This is a genomic window from Schinkia acidoalkalinis (assembly GCF_054301215.1).
This window is the reverse complement of record NZ_CP182573.1, coordinates 2,656,816-2,676,742: the sequence shown is the minus strand read 5'-3', so window position 1 is coordinate 2,676,742 and position 19,927 is coordinate 2,656,816. Positions and strand designations below refer to the sequence as shown.

Sequence of the window (19,927 nt, the reverse complement as noted above, 5' to 3'; positions counted from 1 at the left end):
AATCAAACTATAAAACTACACCTTCAAAAACTTGCGAACGGACATTAAACTTCCCCAAACACCGATAAAAGCACCAATTACGAGCAGAATAAAGGCAACCTGGAACGAAAATGGACTAAAAGGCAGCATTTGAATAAATGTGTCATGAAGTTTTGGCTGTAGGACATCATATAAGTAGCTATAGCCCACCATGATTAAAACGATTGGTGTGAGTGCTCCCATCACACCTAGTAAAAGTCCTTCAATGAAAAACGGCCAACGGATAAACGAATTCGTCGCACCCACAAGTCGCATAATTTCAATTTCTCTTTTTCTAGCCACAATCGTTATTTTAATAGTGTTTGAGATTAAAAACATGGCTGTAAAAATTAAGCCAATAATGAGAGCAAGTCCAATATTTCTGGAGACATTGACAAATTTAAATAATTTTTCAACAGTCCCTTGGCCATAGTTTACTCGTTCTACATTGTCAAATTTCTCTATTTTTTTGGCAACTCCGGGCGTCATTTCCGGATCCTTTGTTTTGATTACAAAAACGTCACGAAGCGGATTTTCACTCTTTAACGATTCGAATGCTTTCCCTTGCTCGCCAAAACTAGCGATAATTTCCTGTAACTCTTTTTCCTTTGGAGAAAAAACAACAGTATCGACTTCTGAAATTTTCTTAATTTGTTGTTCGAGTTGTTTGATTTGTGCATCATTCGCAACTTGGTCAATATGAACCCTTATTTCAACATCTTTTTCAACAGTTGTTGCAAAGTTATTTAAATTCATCATGATGACGAGAAAAATCCCAACTAACAGCAATGTCACAGTAACCGCACTAACCGAAGCAAACGTCATCCAGCCATTTCTAGCAATATTTTTGCTGCCGTCTCTTAGATGTCGATACAATGTATTAACTGTCATAGCCGTACTCACCTCGTTTTTCATCTCTCGCGATACGGCCACTCTCAATCGCAATCACGCGCTTTCGCATGGAATTAACAATTTCCCTGTTATGCGTTGCCATGACTACGGTCGTGCCGCGGTTGTTAATCTCCTCAAAAAGCTCCATAATGCCCCACGAAGAATCCGGATCCAGGTTTCCTGTAGGCTCATCGGCAATAACAATTTTCGGATAATTGACAATCGCTCTCGCAATCGAGACACGCTGCTGCTCCCCGCCTGAAAGCTCAGCCGGGATGAAACGCGCCTTATGCTTTAATTTTACAAGATCAAGAACCTCGAGAACGCGCCGCTTAATATTGCGCGGATGCTCTTCAATAACCTCAAGCGCAAAGGCTACATTTTCAAAAACAGTAAGCTTCGGTAGTAATTTAAAGTCTTGGAAAACGACACCGATATTTCTTCTTAATAATGGCACCTTGCTTGCCCTTAATTTCGAAAGATTAATTCCGTTGATCATGATTGATCCTTTAGTCGGCTTCTCCTCACGGTACATCATTTTGATAAAAGTGGATTTCCCCGCACCGCTCGGCCCAACAACATAGACAAATTCACCTTGTTTGATTTGGACATTAATACCGTTTACCGCTAATACCCCGTTGGGATATTGCTTATAAACGTCTTCCATTTCTATCATGTACTATCACACCTAATTGTTAGTCTTTTTTAATTGAACATAAGCGATTGTTTTATGGCAGTTAGGTAAATCAGGTTTATCACCATCAAACTCCGATGCTTTTACTTTTGGTGATGACAAATTGCGTTTATCATCATCAAACTCTGGCGCTTTCACTTTTGGTGATGATAAATTGCGTTTATCATCATCAAACTCTGGCACTTTCATTTTTGGTGATGATAAATTGCGTTTATCACCATCAAACTCTGGCGCTTTCACTTTTGGTGATGATAAATTGCGTTTATCATCATCAAACTCTGGCACTTTCACTTTTGGTGATGATAAATTGCGTTTATCATCATCAAGCTCTGACGCTTTCACCTTTGGTGATGATAAATTGCGTTTATCATCATCAAACTCTGGCGCTTTCACTTTTGGTGATGATAAATTGCGTTTATCATCATCAAGCTCTGACGCTTTCACCTTTGGTGACGATAAATAGAATTTATCTACCATGAAACTTTTTCACATTTACTTTTGGTGGCAATAAATGACTAGGACCTGCCCCACTCCAGCTCCACGCACTACATACATTACCGTCTGCAAACCAAATTATGTGAGCGCGCGCTAATTTTAACAATAGAAAAAGCGCCATGAACTGATAAATCATGACATGCTTTTATATTATACCATCTTCATTCGCTATTTTGAGGCATTTTTTATTAAATTTATGTTTCAAACTACAGGAACTTTCGACAAATGGTTGAAGATTTTAGAAAAAATAAAAAGAGCTAGCTATGCGAAGATAGAAGCTCTTTTACATTATATATTCTATTATTTCTTAGCTGCTAACCATTCAGCAACAGCTTTAGCATCGTCACCTTGGATTAATCCAGCTGGCATAGCATTACGTCCATTAGCAAGGATATTTTCAATTCCAGCTTGGTCTAGTCTTGTACCTACTTTAGTTAGGTCAGGACCAACGCCGCCTTCAAGATTCTGACCATGGCAGCTTGCACAGCTTTGTTTGAAAATTCCTTCAGCTTTTGCAGAAACGTCATCTGCAGCAGGTGCTGCTTGTTCTGTTGTGCCAGTATTTCCAGCGTTATTAGCTGGCTCTTTAGCAGTATCTCCACCGCCGCCGCATGCACCTAGAACTAGTGCAGAACCCATGAACAATGCAAGTAACTTTTTATTCATTCTAGTTACTCCCCCTTAATAGTAGTAAATATTGTTAAGCGTACCATATGTTTGTACACTACCCTATTATAAACAATTTTTAAAACTTGTAAAAGGAACTTGCAAGTTTAAAAATGCATATCTAGTACTAAATGTTCTAAATTGTGACAAACTATTGAACAATTGCTATAGGGAGGACAATGCAAACGAACGCTTGGATAGATTACATGGATTAGTATTTGCAAACTATTCTTAGTATATCCGGGGAAAATTAAATTTTTGGAGGGGGTTAGTGGGAGGAAGGAGGAGATGTTTGATTTTATGTATTATTCGGACTGATTGATTGGTTTTTCCGCTTAGACTGTCCGTTTAAGGGCTGCTATCGGACTCCTTGCCTACTTTTTCCGCTTAGACTGTCCGTTTGAGGACTGCTCTCGGACTCCTTGGCTGGTTTTCCTACTCATGGTGTCCTTAAGCGGCTACCATACTGCAACTTCTACAACTACACATTATTTTGACCAAAACTAAGAACTCCTATCATTTTCCATACGAAAAAATAGGAGTTCCTACGCAGCGCCATTCGCTTTTAAAGCTATTAATAGGCTATTAACTCAACTTTGATCTTAAATAAGCATCAATAAAAATATCGATTTCTCCATCCATCACGGATTGGGTATTTCCCACTTCGACGTTTGTGCGGTGGTCTTTCACCATTGAATATGGATGGAAGACGTATGAGCGGATCTGGCTGCCCCAGCCAATTTCATTTTTCTCGCCGCGAATTTCATCAAGCTGGGCTTGCTGCTCTTCGATTTTTTTCTGATACAGTTTAGCCTTTAACATTTTCATTGCTTGTTCGCGGTTTTTAATTTGTGAACGCTCGGATTGGCATGTTACCACAATACCAGTTGGCAAGTGGGTGATCCGAACAGCAGAATCTGTTGTGTTGATATGCTGTCCGCCGGCACCGGTTGAACGGTATGTATCAATTTTCAAATCAACATCCCGCACTTCAATTTCGATTTCTTCATTGAATTCTGGCATAACGTCACAGGATACGAACGAAGTATGGCGGCGGCCTGAGGCATCAAACGGTGAAATACGCACAAGGCGGTGCACCCCTTTTTCAGCCTTCAAATAACCATAGGCATTATGGCCTTTAATTAACAATGTTACGCTTTTAATTCCCGCTTCATCGCCTGCTAAATAATCAAGCGTTTCAACTTTAAAGCCTTTCTTCTCAGCCCAGCGCGTATACATCCGAAGCAGCAAAGAGCCCCAATCCTGTGACTCAGTACCACCTGCACCAGGGTGCAATTCCAAAATGGCGTTGTTTTTGTCATATGGCTCGCTAAGAAGAAGTTGGAGTTCGAATTGATTCACATCCTCAGTAAGCGACTTGATTTCTTTCTCAAGGTCTTTCTTCAGATCCTCGTCCTCTTCTTCCTTCAGCAACTCATGCGTAACCTCAAGATTTTCAAAGCTATCATTCATAGCAGTGAACTGGCCGACTACATCTTTCAAGCCATTTGCTTCATTAATGACCGTCTGTGCTGCCTGTTGGTCATCCCAAAAGCTAGGCATAGACATCATTTCATCGAGCTCAGCAATTCTTTTTTCCTTCTCTTCGAGGTCAAAGAGACCCCCTAAAGCCATCTAAAACTTTTGCAATTCGATCAAGTTCTTGCCTTATTTCAACTAATTCCATTGTTCCTTCTCACCTCAAAAAAATTTAAGTATCTCAGTATTAGGGCCAGTCACCAGCGTGAAGATGGTGCCTAACCCCAACCAAAATTATTGTTGTGCACCATGGCAGTGCTTGTATTTTTTACCGCTTCCACATGGGCATGGGTCGTTGCGGTTAATATCTTGACGCTTCACGTACGGCTTTTTCTTTGTTTCACCTTCACTGCTACTTTCAGGTTTTACGGCCTGGCCTTCTGCCACTTTTTCGCGTTGTAGGTTGCTGCGAATTTGGGCCTTCATGATGTACCTAGCAACGTCTTCTTCAATGGACGCAATCATGTTTTCAAACATCGCAAAGCCTTCCATTTGGTATTCGCGTAATGGATCGATTTGACCGTAAGCGCGAAGATGGATACCTTGACGGAGCTGATCCATGGCATCGATATGATCCATCCACTTGGAGTCTACAGAACGAAGCACGATAACCTTTTCAAATTCACGCATTTGTTCAGATGAAAGCTCAGCTTCTTTTTCATCATAGTCGCGTGTCACACGCTCAAGGATAATCTCTTCCACTTCTTCAGGTTCTTTGCCTTTAATATCAGCTAAAGTCAAGTCGCCTTCATCTAAAAGATTACCTTCCACATAATTCACGATACCTTTGTAATCCCACTCTTCCGGTAGGGCATCCTTTGGCATATGTGCTTCAATGTTGCGCTCAAGCGTCGACTGAATCATTTTTTCAACCACTTCGCGTAGATTTTCAGCATCTAACACGTCATAACGCTGCTTGTAGATGATGTCACGTTGCTGACGCAATACATCGTCATATTGCAGCAATGTTTTACGTGCATCAAAGTTGTTACCCTCTACACGTTTTTGCGCTGATTCAACCGCTTTAGACACAAGCTTACTTTCAATTGGCTGACTATCATCCATGCCAAGGCGTTCCATCATCGCTTTCATATTGTCAGAGCCGAAACGGCGCATTAATTCATCTTCCATGGATAGGTAAAATTGTGTGATACCAGGGTCCCCTTGACGACCAGAACGTCCACGCAACTGGTTGTCAATCCGGCGGCTTTCATGGCGTTCCGTACCAACAACCGCCAACCCGCCAAGCTCCAAGACACCTTCACCAAGCTTAATATCTGTACCACGTCCAGCCATGTTTGTGGCAATGGTAACAGCACCAAGTTGACCTGCATTTTCAATAATCTCTGCTTCTCGTTCATGGTTTTTCGCATTTAAAACATGGTGCGGAATCTTTTTCTTCTTCAACAATTGTGAAATTAATTCAGATGTATCAACGTTAACCGTACCAACCAGTACCGGCTGTCCTGCTTGGTGACGCGCCGCAATGTCCTCCACAACCGCATTGAACTTACCGGCCATTGTTTTATAAATTAAATCCGGGCGGTCGTTACGCGCAATCGGTCTATTCGTTGGAATAACGATAACCTGCATATTATAAATATTGCGGAATTCCTCTTCCTCTGTCTTCGCCGTACCAGTCATCCCGGAAAGTTTTTCATACATCCGGAAATAGTTTTGGAATGTTGTTGTTGCCAACGTCATACTTTCGTTTTGAATCTTCAAGCCTTCTTTAGCTTCAATCGCTTGATGCAAGCCTTCACTATAGCGGCGGCCCTTCATCAAACGGCCTGTAAATTGGTCAACAATGACCACTTCTTCATCTTGGACAACATAATCTTCATCGCGATGCATACTCACATGCGCCTTCAACGCCTGGTCAAGATGATGAACAAGCGAAACATGGGTTAGGTCAAATAAATTCTCAATTTTAAAGGCCCGCTCTGCTTTTTCAATCCCTTCCTCGGTCAGCTGCACCCCTTTTGTTTTTACATCATACGTATAATCCTCTTCCTCCTTTAATGTCCGGACAAAAGTATCAGCCGTAAGATAGAGTGATGCAGATTGCTTCGCTGTACCAGAAATAATCAGCGGTGTACGCGCTTCGTCAATTAAAATCGAGTCAACCTCGTCAATGATGGCATAGTGGAGCGGACGCTGTACCATGTGCTCTTTGTAAAGCACCATGTTATCACGCAGGTAATCAAAGCCATACTCATTATTTGTACCATACGTAATATCAGCATTATAAGCTGCCTGTTTTTCATCTTGTGAAAGACTATTTAAGTTAAGACCAACCGTTAAGCCCAAAAATTCATGGAGCTGACCCATTTCAACAGCATCACGGCGTGCCAAATATTCGTTGACCGTTACAATGTGAACACCTTTACCAGTCAATGCATTCAAATAAGCAGGCATGGTGGAAACGAGCGTTTTACCTTCACCGGTTTTCATCTCAGAAATATTTCCTTCATGAAGGGAAATCGCACCAATAATCTGAACGGGATATGGGCGCATACCTAATACACGAACAGAGCCTTCACGAACAACGGCAAATGCTTCTGGTAAAAGATCATCCAATGATTCACCATTTTGATAGCGAGCTTTAAACTCCTCCGTCTTTGCTCGAAGCTGTTCATCAGTAAGCTTTTGAATATCCGGCTCAAGCGCTTCAATTTGATCAGCAATTTTTTGATATCGATTTAAATGGCGTTGATTTGTATCCCCAAAAACCTTTTTTAAAATTCCTAGCATGTCTGACGCTCCTCTATAGTCATTTCAAAAAATGAAATAAGTCGTAATCAGATACATCTGGTGTGTTTGCCCCAGATTATACCCGAGCTTGTTCATAAAAATTAGACAACTTATGTATAAATCATGAGTCCTATCCTCTATATTAACATTTAATCGAAAAGTATTACAACAGGTGGCTATTGCTGAATAACCGTGGATTTTGTTGGAAATAAGGACACTAAAAGACGCAGCCAAATGATGACTGCGTCTTGATTTTTTCAGCTTAATTATTGAGCTTCAATTAAACCGTATTTGCCATCATTACGACGGTAAACAACGTTTGTGCTGTTTGTTTCAGCGTTAACGAAAACGAAGAAGTTATGACCTAACATGTTCATTTGAAGAATTGCTTCTTCAGAATCCATTGGTTTAAGGTCAAAACGCTTGTTACGAACAACTTCGAAATCTTCTTCACTTAAATCGTCGTTGCCATTCACTTCAGTAAAGTCGTATTTTGGAGCCTCTTCAGCTTGACGAAGTTTACGGTTTACTTTTGTTTTGTGCTTGCGGATTTGACGCTCTAGCTTGTTCACAACTAGGTCAACGGCAGCATACATATCTACATGATTTTCTTCTGCACGAAGTAGAAGATATGTCATAGGAATCGTAACCTCAATTTTTTGCTCGTTATTATATACACTTAAATTAACATTAACATCAGATGTTGGCTTTTGCTCAAAATATCTTTCAAGCTTCCCAATCTTTTTCTCCACGTATTCTCTAATTGCTGGAGTAACTGTGATGTTTTCACCCCGAATGTTGAATTTCATAATGGGTACCCCTCCTTGATTTGTGCTATGTTATTATATTTCTATTTTACCCTATCCAATTCCTGCTGAAACAGTAAAAATTCAAACTTATTTCAAACTTATTGGATAAATGTGGATGTTTTGTGACAAGTTGAATGTTGTCGAAACATAGTATAGAAAATCTGATATAATTACACCTTTTTTATACTGATAATAGTAAGAAAGATTTAATTTCTCTTATCAAAAAATATTCCGTCAGTCGCAAGTGACTCATAAGGATTCGAATATTTAGTTGTCTTCACCTTTTGTACTCTTACTTGCTTTATATCCATTTTAATATCGTGAAAGAGTTTGTCCAACTGCTGATCAATGGCTTCATTTAATTTGACGATTTTGGTGCCTAACTGTTTTTCTTCTTCATTATAGGGGGGCTTTATTTGCTCTAATAAATTTTGCCGCTCATTTAGCAATTTTGTGAGTTGTTCAATTTGCACTTCACGATTTTCCTTTGGCTCTTCCCTTTGAACAACATCATGAAGCAATATTGTTAACTCATACAAATTTTTAACAGCAGAGTCCACTATACTTGACCACCAACAGCATATTTTTGCTGACGAGTAATGTGGATGACTTCCTTCCATGTATCACGGAACTCAACAACATAACCCTCTACTTCATTTAAAATTTCAACATCACCCTTTGTATTTGCCTCAATTAAACGACGCTTCATGTAATCATACATTTGCATCATACTTTTCCCTACTTCGTAATCTGTATTCAACGTCACCATTAATTCTGTGATGATATTTTGTGCTTTTACTAGATTGATATGTTTAGTTTCAACATCTTTATTTTCAATCGCTAATTTTGCTTGTTTAATAAACTTTAAACAGCCGTTATAAAGCATTAGTGTTAAATCCCCAGGGGAAGCTGTATTCACTGCATTATTTTGGTACGTTTGGTATGGGTTTGTTGCCATTTCGCAATCACTCCTAGTTTAAAAATCATATGTCTTGTCTAGTTGCGGTTCTATTTTAAAAAATAAATATTTATTATCCAGCGCTGAATTGCTGCATCATATATGTTGACTGTGAATTCGCTTTTTGAATTGCTTTTTCCATCGCTGTAAATTGGCGATAGTAGCGGTCTTCAATTTCCTGTAGGCGGTCTTGGAAGCTGTTAATTTGATCGCCAACATTGTTGAGTAACCGTCCAATGGAAAATGTATTATTTACACTTGTCGACTCTCCCGCCTTTTCCTTAATTTGGTCCATGATACCCGCATCTGGGTGATCCTTATCTCCCTGGAGGATATCACGGAGTCTTCGTGCAAAACCTTTTTCCTCAGTTGTTGCCCCATCTTTCGCAAAAAGCTGGAAAAGCCCATCCGGATTTTTTGAAATAGCTGCTCTTAATTTATCTTCATCAATTGTTAACTTCCCTTTATCACGCCAGTTAGATGAGGTTGTAATACCAAAATCGGCCAGCGAATCTGAATCACTACTCAAACCATTGACTGGAGTATAGAGGACAGTTCGCATTCTATTCATTGCAGATGAGAGTACAGAATCGTTTCTCAAAAGTCCACTGCGGGCCTTTTCTTCCCAAAGCTCAATGTCCTTATCTTTCATGGCATCTTTTTGTTCCGCTGTAAGTGGCTGATAATCACGATAACTTTTTTCAACTAATTTTCCATTGACTTTTTCTATTATTTTATTGTAATCATCGACGAATTTAACGACCTTTTCCAAAATTTTATCAACATCGGCTGTGGAAGAGAAATTTATATCTTTTTGGCTAGCACTTTTTAGTGTTACTTCAAAGCCGTTTAATTCGAATGTGTTGGAGGAACGAGTCATTTCTAAGCCGTTATAATTAACTTTAGCATTAACACCTGGTACTTCTAATGCAGGAGTACTTAGTACTAAAGAATCAAACAGGCTACCAGTTAAAACAATTTCATTTTGAGTTGTTGTTGAATCATCTATGCTACCAGTATTCTTTGCTGTAAGTACCATTTGTCCAGATTGGGAATCAAAGAAAGCCGTAACATCTGTTTCATTATTAATTCTTGAAATAACGGAATCTAGTGTATCTGTACTTTTAAAAGTTAATGGTTGAACTGCACCCATCGTTCCATCTGATTTAATCGCTTGAATCCCTATCGTTTGATCTGCACTTACTCCAAATAGCTCATTTAAAGTTTGTGAAGACTTTTTACTTGTAGTTGTATTATCAAAACCAGCAATTTTTCCACCTACAATAGACGCAGCTTTTGCCAACTGATTAACCTTAATCGTACCCGAAAAATCACTTGTCGAATTTAAGTTACGAACAGATATTTCATTAGGATCCGAAATATTAACCGTTTTCTGATTATAAGTTTTTGACATAATCAAATCATCGAATAAAAAGTTATTATAATTAAGCAGCATTGTATTAATCTCACGATAGTCATCCCGTTGCCATTCCAACTTTTGCTTTTTTTGTTCAAGTTTATCAAGCGGCATTCGTTCTGCTGTCATCAGTTGTTTTACAATTGAATCAATATCCATACCACTAGCTAAACCGCTAATGCGCATATTTCCCATTATTAGTCACCACCTTAAATTTTACGATCGACAACTAGCCCTAAAAAATCCCTCATTGCCGCATACATATCTAGCATTTTCTTTGATGGAATTTCACGAATAACTTCTTTTGTGCTCTCATCAACTATTTCTACGTAATACTCTTGTAGGTCTTCATGCAGTTTAAACTTTAGCGAAGTATTTGTAGGCGATAAAAATTGATTCATCCCCTTTATCACTTCTTCAAGATTTTCCTTAGTTACCTTGTCATCTACATCTTTAGATGGATCTTTTACCTTTATATCTTGTTGTATAGTTTTTATGCCGGTATGTTCTCTATTAAATCCAGATGAATTCTTGTCGAAATTTTGACTTTTAATAGATGGAGAATAACTATTAGATAAAACATGATCAATTTCCATATTACATTCTCCCTTCGAATGAAAAAATCATATTCCTACTGTTTATATCGGTTGCTTGTATTCTTTTTCAAGCATAGTGGTACGGAATTTTGATAAAAGAAAAGTATTTGACGAATTTTTTGTATATTCAAGCGAGACCGTTTCTTGTAAAATAGTTTTAGATTATTTTGGAACTTGCAACGAAAGGAGAACGTCTATGGGTTTTAACATCGGGGGAATCCCTGTAAATGGCATCATTGCAGATATCGTTCAATCAAACAGACAAGCGAATGAACAAGCACTAAACCAAATGATTCAAGAGGCAAAAAACGACCCTACAAAAACGGTTCGTGAAATTCAGCAACCATCACCATTTAGTCAATTTTTAGATATAAAAATATAAAAAACAATTTATCACATTGGCGAAATGCCAGTGTTTTTTGTTTTATGGAGATATTGTATACTAATGGTAAATACTAGCGAAGGATGTGGGTGTAATGCCAGATAAAAAGGCGAAAGTAACGGAAGAACTTCATCCATATAATTATCAAGAAGAACTTTACGAGGTAATTGACGGTATTCGCTATGAAATGCAAACAGCACCGATGATTAGACATCAACAACTAGTAAAATATTTCATGAATAGCATTGAAGCTACATGTGGAGTAGATGGACTTGTGCTTTCAGCACCAATTGATGTAAAGTTCGATGATAACAACGAATGCCAGCCTGATGTAATCTATGTTGCCAACGAAAATCTTCATATTGTTACCGAAAAAAAGATCCTCGGTGCCCCTGACATCATCATTGAAATTCTATCACCAAGCACAAGCTACAATGATAAAATCCGTAAAAAAGCCCTATATGAAAGATTTGGTGTGAAAGAATATTGGATTGCTGACCCTGTTCATTTATACGTTGACCAGTTCATCCTTTCTAATCAAAAATACACGCTTTATAAAACATACGGAAGTCTAGATACGATTCAATCAGAGCGATTTTCCTGTATAAAAATGGATCTTGAAAGTATTTTTAAGAGGTTATTAGTGTTTGATAAGGATTAAACGATTAGATGAGACTGAAAAACGCCGTTTGCGTAGTCTCGTTTATTAGATTATCAATATATTAGGCATGAGTCTGGACAAAACACTATTCCTCATAGTAAAGCGATTTCCGTAGTGTCACATCACGATGTTTTAACGTTTCGCCTTTGAAACGTAACCAAATTTCATCATCAGCCATAACTCCATGTGTTTTACGGACAATGGCCCAGCGGTTATAGCTACTTAATCCAAGTGCAGCAAGTAATTCGTCAACATTTGCTCTTGTTTCCGGAAACGCCCGCCATTTCAGCCACCTTTCCAACTCATCTTTTGTAATATAACCTTCGGGATTAGGAGAAAATTGTTTATTAAAACCTTTGATATAGTTTATTACGTAAGGCTTGTCACTTCCATTTGGCTTTAAATCTACTGTCGCTATCACATCATTAAACAGCATAATATCAAATTGCATATAGTCAATCATTCTGGCACCTCACTTTTTAATCAATAATCAGTCTTTGTAGCTTTTCTTCAAGCAATTGCGATAGTACAACCTCTTTCGCCCTTCCTAAATCATAGGATGCTTCATCTAATTTATTTAGTAGTAACAATCGATTTATAAAAGGCGCCCCTTTGTATAAAGCTAATTGTTTCGCAAACGAAGAATTGAAAGGCTTCGCTTTTACTTTTCTTTTTAATAATTGATTAGTTTGACAAGTGGATAGTCTTTTATATCAGATAATAAGCTTAATCCATTATCAAAAATAGGTGCCAATTGCCAAGTATCTAATTTAGGATTATACAGAAAATGAATGTTATTTGTATGGCAATCTTCATTTAATATAAAGGCATCAAACGCAAGCATTTGTGAAATTTCGAATGAAACATCAAGTCCAGTAAAATGATGGACTTTTTCCATAATAGCATAGAATTTATCTTCTGTAGAATAGCGTCCATTTCCCCAGATATCGTCAGTTGTTTCAAAGTTCGCCTCAAATAATCGTGCACGGGTTACTTCTTGTAAACTACCTCGAAAATCTTTGGAGTAGCAACCTTCTGTAACCGTACCATCGATTTTTTCCATCAAACATGGGGTATAAGAAACGAAAGACATCTTCGGTAAAGTTGATCTATCTAATATTAGATGTGCTAATAATCGGTTCAGCATCATAGGGATTTTTAATTCTTTCCATTTCATTCTCCTCTATTCAAAAAATCCAAAAGTATTGGTTACCAATACCTCCCAAAGCCAGCTAATGCCGGTGCTTTAGAACCTCTACATATTATAATAATTCTTTATCTAAAGAAAATAATCCTCCCATTATTCATAATACAGAGATAGAATAATCCAAAAATGAGACTGTATTAATGGATATTTACAGTCTCATTAAGTTCCCACCAGAGCTTTTCCTTTTGGTAAAAAATAGGGAAACGGTAGAACCGTCCCCCATGTTTTAACCCCATGTTTTAAAAATAATTTTATTTTTGTACTTTAACATTTGTCTGTCCGACTATTAGATAGCCATCTAGGTAGCAACGGAACTCAACCGTCATCTCGGATGGTATCCAATTAAAGTCTGAACGTTCAAACTTGAATTGGCCGTTCTTTGCTTGATTGTAGTAGCCGTTATTGCTATTTAACGCATTTATGCCATTTAGTTTAGCTGTATTTAGGTCAAAGCCTTTGCTGCTATACTTATTTGGAAGATCCACACGTACTGTGAATATACCATTATTACCTTTTATAACTTTTGGTGTTACTTCAATTGTTGCTGGTATATAAACCACGATTTGCTTTTCAATGATAGTTGTTAGGCCTGCACCATTTGTTGCAGTAACCGTCAGTTTGTAAACACCTGGTTTGTCTAACACAAGATTTGTTCCGTTCACAGCTGCTTTTCCAGCTGTTTCATTTGGACCATATACCATTAACTGGTCAGAGACGATTCCTGACAAATCATCGTTAGCTGTGTATTGAATTGGTAGGCTAGAGCCAAGTTCGTATTCTTCATTCAAATCTAAACTAACAATTGGAGCGGTTTTATCAATTTTCACCTCAACCGTTTGGGCCGTTTCTATGTTTCCGGCATGGTCAACGGAGTAGAAGGATAGTTTATTAATACCTTCATTTTCTACTGTGAGAGACGTACCTTCCACATATTCTAAACCGTTGATAGAATAGAAAGTCTTTGAAACTCCACTTAATTCATCTTTAGCGGTCAAGTTTACCAACACATTTTCTTTACTCCATGTTTCCGGAGCATTTGAAGTTGTAACCGGTGATACATTGTCAACCTTTACTGTTACAGTTTGTGTGTTTTCCACATTGCCTGCTTGGTCTATTGAGTAGAAGGAAACCTCGTTAACTCCTTCTTTTTCAATAAGGAAAGATGTACCTTCCATATATTGAGAACCGTTGATAGAGTAATAAGTCTTAGCCACTCCACTTTGTTCATCTGTTACATCTAGTTTCAAAGTGATTGGTTTCGTGTATCCTGTAGGAACTTCGTTTACTTTAGTCACTGGTGCTGTTTGATCAACCCTAACGTAAATAGTATGGGCCGTTTCGATATTCCCCACTTTATCGACAGAGTAGAAGGATAGTTTATTTACACCTTCTTTTTCAATAGTAACAGTTGTCCCTTCAACAAAGGCACTATCATTTAGAGAATAATAGGTGTTTGCCACTCCCGCTTCATTATCTGTTGCCGACAAAGTAATAACAGGATTTTGATTCGTCCAATCCATTGGTGCATTAGCTGTTGTGATAGGCGCTTCTGTATCAACAATTAATTTTGCAAGTACAATATTGGACGGTTCTGATTCACCAAAAGAGTTACTATATGAAGTCACATAATACTCGTGATTCGCATATGAAAGATTTGAAAGCGTATAGGACAGATTATTTACTTTCTCTGCAACTAGGACTGGTTTTCCATCCATCATTTCATAAATATTGTAGCCGTTCGCATAAGTGATAAAATCCCAGAGAACAAGAGCACTAGTATTGCTCAACAGCTTCAAGCTGACCGTTGGTGGCTGCATAATTGGGTAAACAATTTTCTCAGTTACTTGGTTTGAAGGCTTTGATTCCCCAAAGCGGTTACTGTATGCTGTCACCTCAAAGGAATGGGTATCCTCTGTAAGATTATAGACTTTAAAGCTTAGCGCAGTCCCTTTATAAACCAATTGTTTTGTGTCACCTGTAATTTGGTATAGACGATACTCATTCGCCCAAGTAGCTTTCTGCCAAGTTAAGGTTATATTATTCGCGTTAAAAACAGTACCTGTTAACTGCGGCGGCACTACAATTGGCCAAGTCAATGTAAAGTTCACTGTACTTCCAAGTGAAGACTCTCCGAAACGGTCGCTATAGGAATGAACCTCATATGTGTACTCACCTTCTGGCATATTTGTGAAAGCCACGGATGTGCCAGTCACTGTTCTTTGCAATACTGGTTTCCCGTCAATGATTTGATACACATTGTAAGATTTTGCATAATCAGCTGCACTCCATCGCATGTAGATATCATTTCCATTAGAGATGCTTTGTGTTAGATTTCCCGGTGCTTGCATTGTCGGGAAAGTTAATTCAAAGAAAACTTGGCTTCCTTCCGGAGACTCTCCAAAGCGATCGCTATAAGAATGAATCTCGTATGTGTACTCACCTTCCGGCATATTTGTAAATGTTGTTGCCGTGCTAGTCACAGTTCTTTGCAATACCGGTTGACCATCAATGATTTGATATACTTTATAGGCTGTTGCATACGTAACAGCATCCCATTTCAAATATATATCATTTCCATTTCTAATGCTTTGCGTTAGATTTGCTGGAGCCCTCATTTCCGAGATTGTTAATTTGAAAGATACTTGGCTTCCCTCCGGAGACTCTCCAAAGCGATCGCTATAAGAATGAATCTCGTATGTGTACTCACCTTCCGGCATATTCGTGAATGTTGTTGCCGCGCTAGTCACGGTTCTTTGCAATACCGGTTGACCATCAATGATTTGATATACTTTATAGGCTGTTGCATACGTAACAGCATCCCATTTCAAATATATATCATTTCCATTTTTAATACTTTGTGTTAGATTTGCCGGGGGAGCCATCGTATACTCGTTCATCGTTAAAGAAATTTCACTTCCAATAGGCGATTCACCGAAACGGCTACTAACAGAATGGACGATAAAAGTATGATTACCAGCCGGTACATTTGAAATCGTTGTGGATAAGGAAGTTACCGTATTCTTCAATACCTTTTGCCCATCGATGAGTTCGTATACCTTATAGCTATTTGCATACTGGACTGCTTCCCAGCTTAAAACAACGTAATTTCCGTTTTGTACTTTATATGTTAAATTGTCTGGGGCAGCCATAGTAGGAACCACCAAGGAAATTGTAACTTCTGCTCCCTCCGGTGATTCACCAAATAGTGTGGAGTAAGTGTGAATAATGAACTTATAATCCCCACTTGGTAAATTAGTAAATGTGTAATACGTGCCAGTAACTGAAGTCTTTAGAATTTTTTCTCCGTCAATGACTTGGTAGATTTTATAACCTGTCGCATACTCCGCAGCAGTCCATGTTAACTTAATATCATTTCCATTTGTAATCGCGTAGGTCGCATTTGTTGGAGGTGCTAATACTTGTCCCTCCATTGTAAACGTAAGTTGAGCCCCTTCTACTGACTCCCCGAAACGAGTAGAGTAGGAGTTAACAATATAAGTGTATTCACCAGGTGCCATATTTGAATACGTAACTGTAGTGGTACTTACCGTACTTTTTAAAACCTTTTGACCATTTACAATCTGATAAACCTTATAATTAGTAGCATATGGAGAAGCTTCCCAACTTAAAGTAAAACTGCTTTCACTTTTAACCGTCTGTACTAAATTTGTCGGCGGTTGCATAGTTGGATGAACGAGCACTAACGATAGTTGACTTCCTTCGACAGATTCCCCGAAACGGCTTGAGTAAGAGTGGACCTCATACTGGTACTCACCTTCAGGCATATTAGTGTAAGTTACCGTAGTTCCAGTTACAGTGCTCTTTAGAATTCTTTGATCATCTACAATTTGATAGACTTTATAACTTTCTGCGTTTGAAACGCTTGCCCAGCTTAAAACAATATTGTTGCCGGCTTGAATTTCGTATTGAAAATTAGCAGGTGCACCTAAAGCCACACCTTCAATAGTTAATGAGACTTGACTACCCTCAGCCGACTCACCAAAACGGTCACTGTATGAATAAACCTCAAATACATAATCACCGGCTGGCATTTTTGTGTACGTCACACTTGTCTTTGTGGCAGTACTCTTTAATACTTTTTGTCCATCAATAACCTGATAGATTTTATAGCCTGTTGCATTTGTTACACTATCCCATGCCAATACAATATCATTGATATTTTGCACCTTGTATGTAAGATTACCTGGTGCAGTCATTGTAATATCGCTTACAGTCACAGTTATTTGGCTACCTTCTACTGACTCACCAAAGCGGTCACTACTAGCATGAACTTCATATACAACTGTACCTGCAGGCACAGTTGTATATTTCACAGAAGTACTTGATACTGTGCTTTCTAAAACTTTTTCGCCATCAATGATTTTATAAATTTTATAATTTGTTGCATAAGGTACGGAATCCCATTTTAACGTTACATCATTTCCATTCATCACAGTATATGTTAGATTGCTTGGTGCCCCAATGATAGGGTAAACAAGCTCTACATCCACTGGTGTTGATAGTGGGGATTCACCGTACAAAGAATGGAATGCAGATACTGAAAATGTATAGTTTCCTTCAGGAGCATTACTTATTGTGTATGCTCTTGCTGTTGTAGACGTAACCAATGTCTTTTGACCATCTTCAGCAATTTGGTATAGATGATATTCTTCTGCATAGGAAGATGCGTTCCAGCTTAAGACAATATCATTACCATTTTTAATAGTTGGAGTAATTGATGTTGGTGCCTCCATGTCCGGATAGACTATATCAACCGACACTGGTGCACATGGACCAGACTCACCTTCCGTGCTTAAAGTCGAAACGACATATCTGTAAGAGCCTTCAGCAAGATTATTTAAAGTATAACTTGTAGTCGTAACCTCACTAAGAAGAATAAGTTGCCCCTCTTTAATCTCATACACATTATAACCTGTTGCCCCAAAAACTGAGCTCCACGTTAGTTTTACATCATCCGGTGTTACCTGTTGAACAGCCAAATTACTAGGAGGTAACATGCTGCTTTCTTCTGCGAACGGGCTAGCAATTGGAAGAAATAATTGAAGCACTAGAAGAAATAAAGCAAAATACGAAGTTTTGCGAAGAATAAATTTTCTCATACAAAAGTCTCACCCTTTCTTAAAAAAGCACAAATGAAAAATGAACCTAAAACAAGGTTCATAGGTTATGAGACTATGATTCCTTGCGGCAACCGGCTGCCATCTATATCAAAAGAATGATATGGTTAGGCCCTTGGCTTTGCGTCCCACAGTTTCCCATGGTTTGCCTTTTTCACTTGGTCTTTTTGTATTATATAAATCTATTATATTATCTGGATAATACTTTTTTAATAGGTGTAAATTACTATTTAATTGTAAATATAAGGGTATTGGGAAGCGGATTGAAGGCTTCCCCTTTCTTTCGGTCAACGCATCTGGCAGATTGAGGATAGCATAAACCGTCAATTTCTGGTCATTTAGAGCCGATATTAACACCATAGTAATATTCCTTTTGTTTTATAAGAAGCAATTTTTTTATGTTTTCTATTTGTAAAACTAATGAATAATTTTCTTCAATATAACGTCTATACTCCACAGGGTTATACGGTTCATAGATTACTTTCTTTACAAGTTCATCTAAAGTGCTCCATACAAATTTATCAAATTGCTTTTTTGCACCAACATAATTGTGTATTAGCGGTTTTAGTCCTCTTGCCATCCCTTCCATTACTCCAACTGGATGCCCCTCTAAAACACTAGTAGAGATTATGTAATGTTTATCCCCTAACCATTGATTTATGTCCTCTTGCCATCCATCAATGAACACATTTTTTTCCAGACCCAATTCTTTAATCATCTGTTGATAGTATAAAGCATAGCGTGGATCCTGAAACTTCCCAGCAATATATAATTTATAACGCTTATCTTGATCAAAAATTGCCTTAAAAGCATGTAGCAATAACATGGGGCCTTTTTTATAGTTAATGTAACCTACATAAGCAATATTAAATCCCATTTGTCTTTCTTTATAGGTATATTTGTTTAAATCTATCCCATTTGGAACAACAATAGTTTGTTCCTCCGATAGTTTCTTTTCATTTTCCAGAACGTATTGCTTAATATGCTCCGCAACAAAAATTACTTTATCAACTACCTTCCAATTAACTTGAGAAGTGTAGTTTGTAAAGGCTTCATAACTATGAAGACGACAAATTATCTTCTTGCTATTAGAAATATCTAATTGACTTGCATAGCTGATTAACTCGTCACACCACTCAAACCAACAAATATCCGCCCATTTCATTCCTTGATCAATTTGATCATAAGATCTAACGAGAACTTTATGCACTCTATATTCATCTGAGAGTCCGTATACGATATCATCAATAAAATTATCTAAACCTGGTTTCACAAACACTGCAATCTTTTGTTTTTTAATAAGGTTATATGCCGACTTTTCTAATGCCTCAATTGCACTCCTTGCAACCTGCTTTTCTTCTTCATTTAATATATACTCAGCATCTAAGTAATAATCATATGCTAATTGAAAATCCTTTTTTTGCTCATATAAATATGCTAGATTAAATAAAATATCTGCATTAAAAGGATACTTAGCCAGTCCATTTTTTAATAATATTTCTGCCGAGTCTAAATCGCCTTTTATTAAATTAATAACCGACTTTGTTGTAAGCAGCCATATTTCATCATTGTTAAAGGTATTTTCATACTTATCTAATATGTTAATTGCTTCCTCGATAAATCCTTTGTTTATAAGTTTTTCTATTTGATGTTGTAATAAAGAGTGTTTATCTTGACTTTGATCCATCAGCTATCTCCTCTA

Annotated in this window: 17 protein-coding genes and 1 riboswitch; of the genes, 2 read left to right on the top strand and 15 right to left on the bottom strand. The window is 37.8% G+C overall.

Features of this window, described 5'->3' with window-relative positions; translation table 11 throughout:
• Positions 1-15: 15 nt before the first annotated feature.
• The 11 genes from ftsX to flaG form a co-directional block, all read right to left on the bottom strand.
• The gene (gene ftsX / locus ACNQFZ_RS13565; RefSeq protein WP_458411876.1) at positions 16-909 is read right to left on the bottom strand and encodes a permease-like cell division protein FtsX; all 894 of its coding nucleotides are present in this window, start codon (positions 907-909) and stop codon (positions 16-18) included.
• Positions 899-1,585 carry a cell division ATP-binding protein FtsE gene (gene ftsE, locus ACNQFZ_RS13560; protein WP_458411875.1) on the bottom strand — a complete coding sequence of 229 codons (687 nt, stop codon included), beginning with the start codon at positions 1,583-1,585 and terminating at the stop codon, positions 899-901. The genes ftsX and ftsE overlap by 11 nt, the downstream gene beginning before the upstream one ends.
• A gap of 12 nt (positions 1,586-1,597) precedes the next feature.
• Positions 1,598-2,080 carry a hypothetical protein gene (locus ACNQFZ_RS13555; RefSeq protein WP_458411874.1) on the bottom strand — a complete coding sequence of 161 codons (483 nt, stop codon included), beginning with the start codon at positions 2,078-2,080 and terminating at the stop codon, positions 1,598-1,600.
• 318 nt (positions 2,081-2,398) lie between these two features.
• Entirely contained in the window at positions 2,399-2,764 is a 366-nt protein-coding gene (gene cccB / locus ACNQFZ_RS13550; protein ID WP_458411873.1) for a cytochrome c551, read from the bottom strand.
• A gap of 585 nt (positions 2,765-3,349) precedes the next feature.
• Positions 3,350-4,451, bottom strand: a protein-coding gene (gene prfB, locus ACNQFZ_RS13545) for a peptide chain release factor 2 (protein WP_458411872.1) whose coding sequence is annotated in 2 segments (ribosomal slippage) — positions 3,350-4,378 and positions 4,380-4,451 — 1,101 coding nt in all. Because the reading frame shifts where the segments join, the coding sequence is not laid out codon by codon here.
• 86 nt (positions 4,452-4,537) lie between these two features.
• Entirely contained in the window at positions 4,538-7,057 is a 2,520-nt protein-coding gene (gene secA / locus ACNQFZ_RS13540; protein WP_458411871.1) for a preprotein translocase subunit SecA, read from the bottom strand.
• A gap of 266 nt (positions 7,058-7,323) precedes the next feature.
• Positions 7,324-7,866: a ribosome hibernation-promoting factor, HPF/YfiA family gene (gene hpf, locus ACNQFZ_RS13535; protein ID WP_458411870.1), complete on the bottom strand. Its 543-nt coding sequence runs from the start codon at positions 7,864-7,866 to the stop codon at positions 7,324-7,326.
• 206 nt (positions 7,867-8,072) lie between these two features.
• Positions 8,073-8,426 carry a flagellar protein FliT gene (locus ACNQFZ_RS13530; protein WP_458411869.1) on the bottom strand — a complete coding sequence of 118 codons (354 nt, stop codon included), beginning with the start codon at positions 8,424-8,426 and terminating at the stop codon, positions 8,073-8,075.
• Positions 8,426-8,824, bottom strand: coding sequence for a flagellar export chaperone FliS (gene fliS, locus ACNQFZ_RS13525; protein WP_458411868.1), 399 nt, complete (start codon positions 8,822-8,824; stop codon positions 8,426-8,428). Before fliS ends, ACNQFZ_RS13530 begins: the two co-directional genes overlap by 1 nt.
• Before the next feature lie 73 nt (positions 8,825-8,897).
• Positions 8,898-10,436 (bottom strand): flagellar hook-associated protein 2, encoded by a 1,539-nt coding sequence (locus ACNQFZ_RS13520; RefSeq protein WP_458411867.1) that lies wholly within the window; start codon positions 10,434-10,436, stop codon positions 8,898-8,900.
• Between the two features lie 14 nt (positions 10,437-10,450).
• Positions 10,451-10,837: a flagellar protein FlaG gene (gene flaG, locus ACNQFZ_RS13515; RefSeq protein ID WP_458411866.1), complete on the bottom strand. Its 387-nt coding sequence runs from the start codon at positions 10,835-10,837 to the stop codon at positions 10,451-10,453.
• 196 nt (positions 10,838-11,033) lie between these two features.
• On the opposite strand from flaG, the gene ACNQFZ_RS13510 reads away from it, so the two are divergent.
• Together ACNQFZ_RS13510 and ACNQFZ_RS13505 are read left to right on the top strand one after the other, a co-directional pair.
• On the top strand, positions 11,034-11,219 hold the full coding sequence (locus ACNQFZ_RS13510) for a hypothetical protein (protein ID WP_458411865.1): 186 nt from the start codon (positions 11,034-11,036) through the stop codon (positions 11,217-11,219).
• 94 nt (positions 11,220-11,313) lie between these two features.
• Positions 11,314-11,880: a Uma2 family endonuclease gene (locus ACNQFZ_RS13505; RefSeq protein ID WP_458411864.1), complete on the top strand. Its 567-nt coding sequence runs from the start codon at positions 11,314-11,316 to the stop codon at positions 11,878-11,880.
• Positions 11,881-11,965: 85 nt separating this feature from the next.
• On the opposite strand, the gene ACNQFZ_RS13500 is transcribed toward ACNQFZ_RS13505, so the two are convergent.
• The 4 genes from ACNQFZ_RS13500 to ACNQFZ_RS13485 form a co-directional block, all read right to left on the bottom strand.
• Positions 11,966-12,343: a hypothetical protein gene (locus ACNQFZ_RS13500; protein ID WP_458411863.1), complete on the bottom strand. Its 378-nt coding sequence runs from the start codon at positions 12,341-12,343 to the stop codon at positions 11,966-11,968.
• A 210-nt stretch (positions 12,344-12,553) separates the two neighbouring features.
• The gene (locus tag ACNQFZ_RS13495; RefSeq protein ID WP_458411862.1) at positions 12,554-13,057 is read right to left on the bottom strand and encodes a hypothetical protein; all 504 of its coding nucleotides are present in this window, start codon (positions 13,055-13,057) and stop codon (positions 12,554-12,556) included.
• A 281-nt stretch (positions 13,058-13,338) separates the two neighbouring features.
• Complete coding sequence (locus tag ACNQFZ_RS13490; RefSeq protein ID WP_458411861.1) at positions 13,339-18,207, bottom strand: OmpL47-type beta-barrel domain-containing protein; 4,869 nt, start codon at positions 18,205-18,207, stop codon at positions 13,339-13,341.
• 84 nt (positions 18,208-18,291) lie between these two features.
• A riboswitch (cyclic di-GMP riboswitch) is annotated at positions 18,292-18,385 on the bottom strand.
• Positions 18,386-18,559: 174 nt separating this feature from the next.
• Complete coding sequence (locus ACNQFZ_RS13485) at positions 18,560-19,912, bottom strand: glycosyltransferase (protein ID WP_458411860.1); 1,353 nt, start codon at positions 19,910-19,912, stop codon at positions 18,560-18,562.
• Positions 19,913-19,927 lie beyond the last annotated feature (15 nt).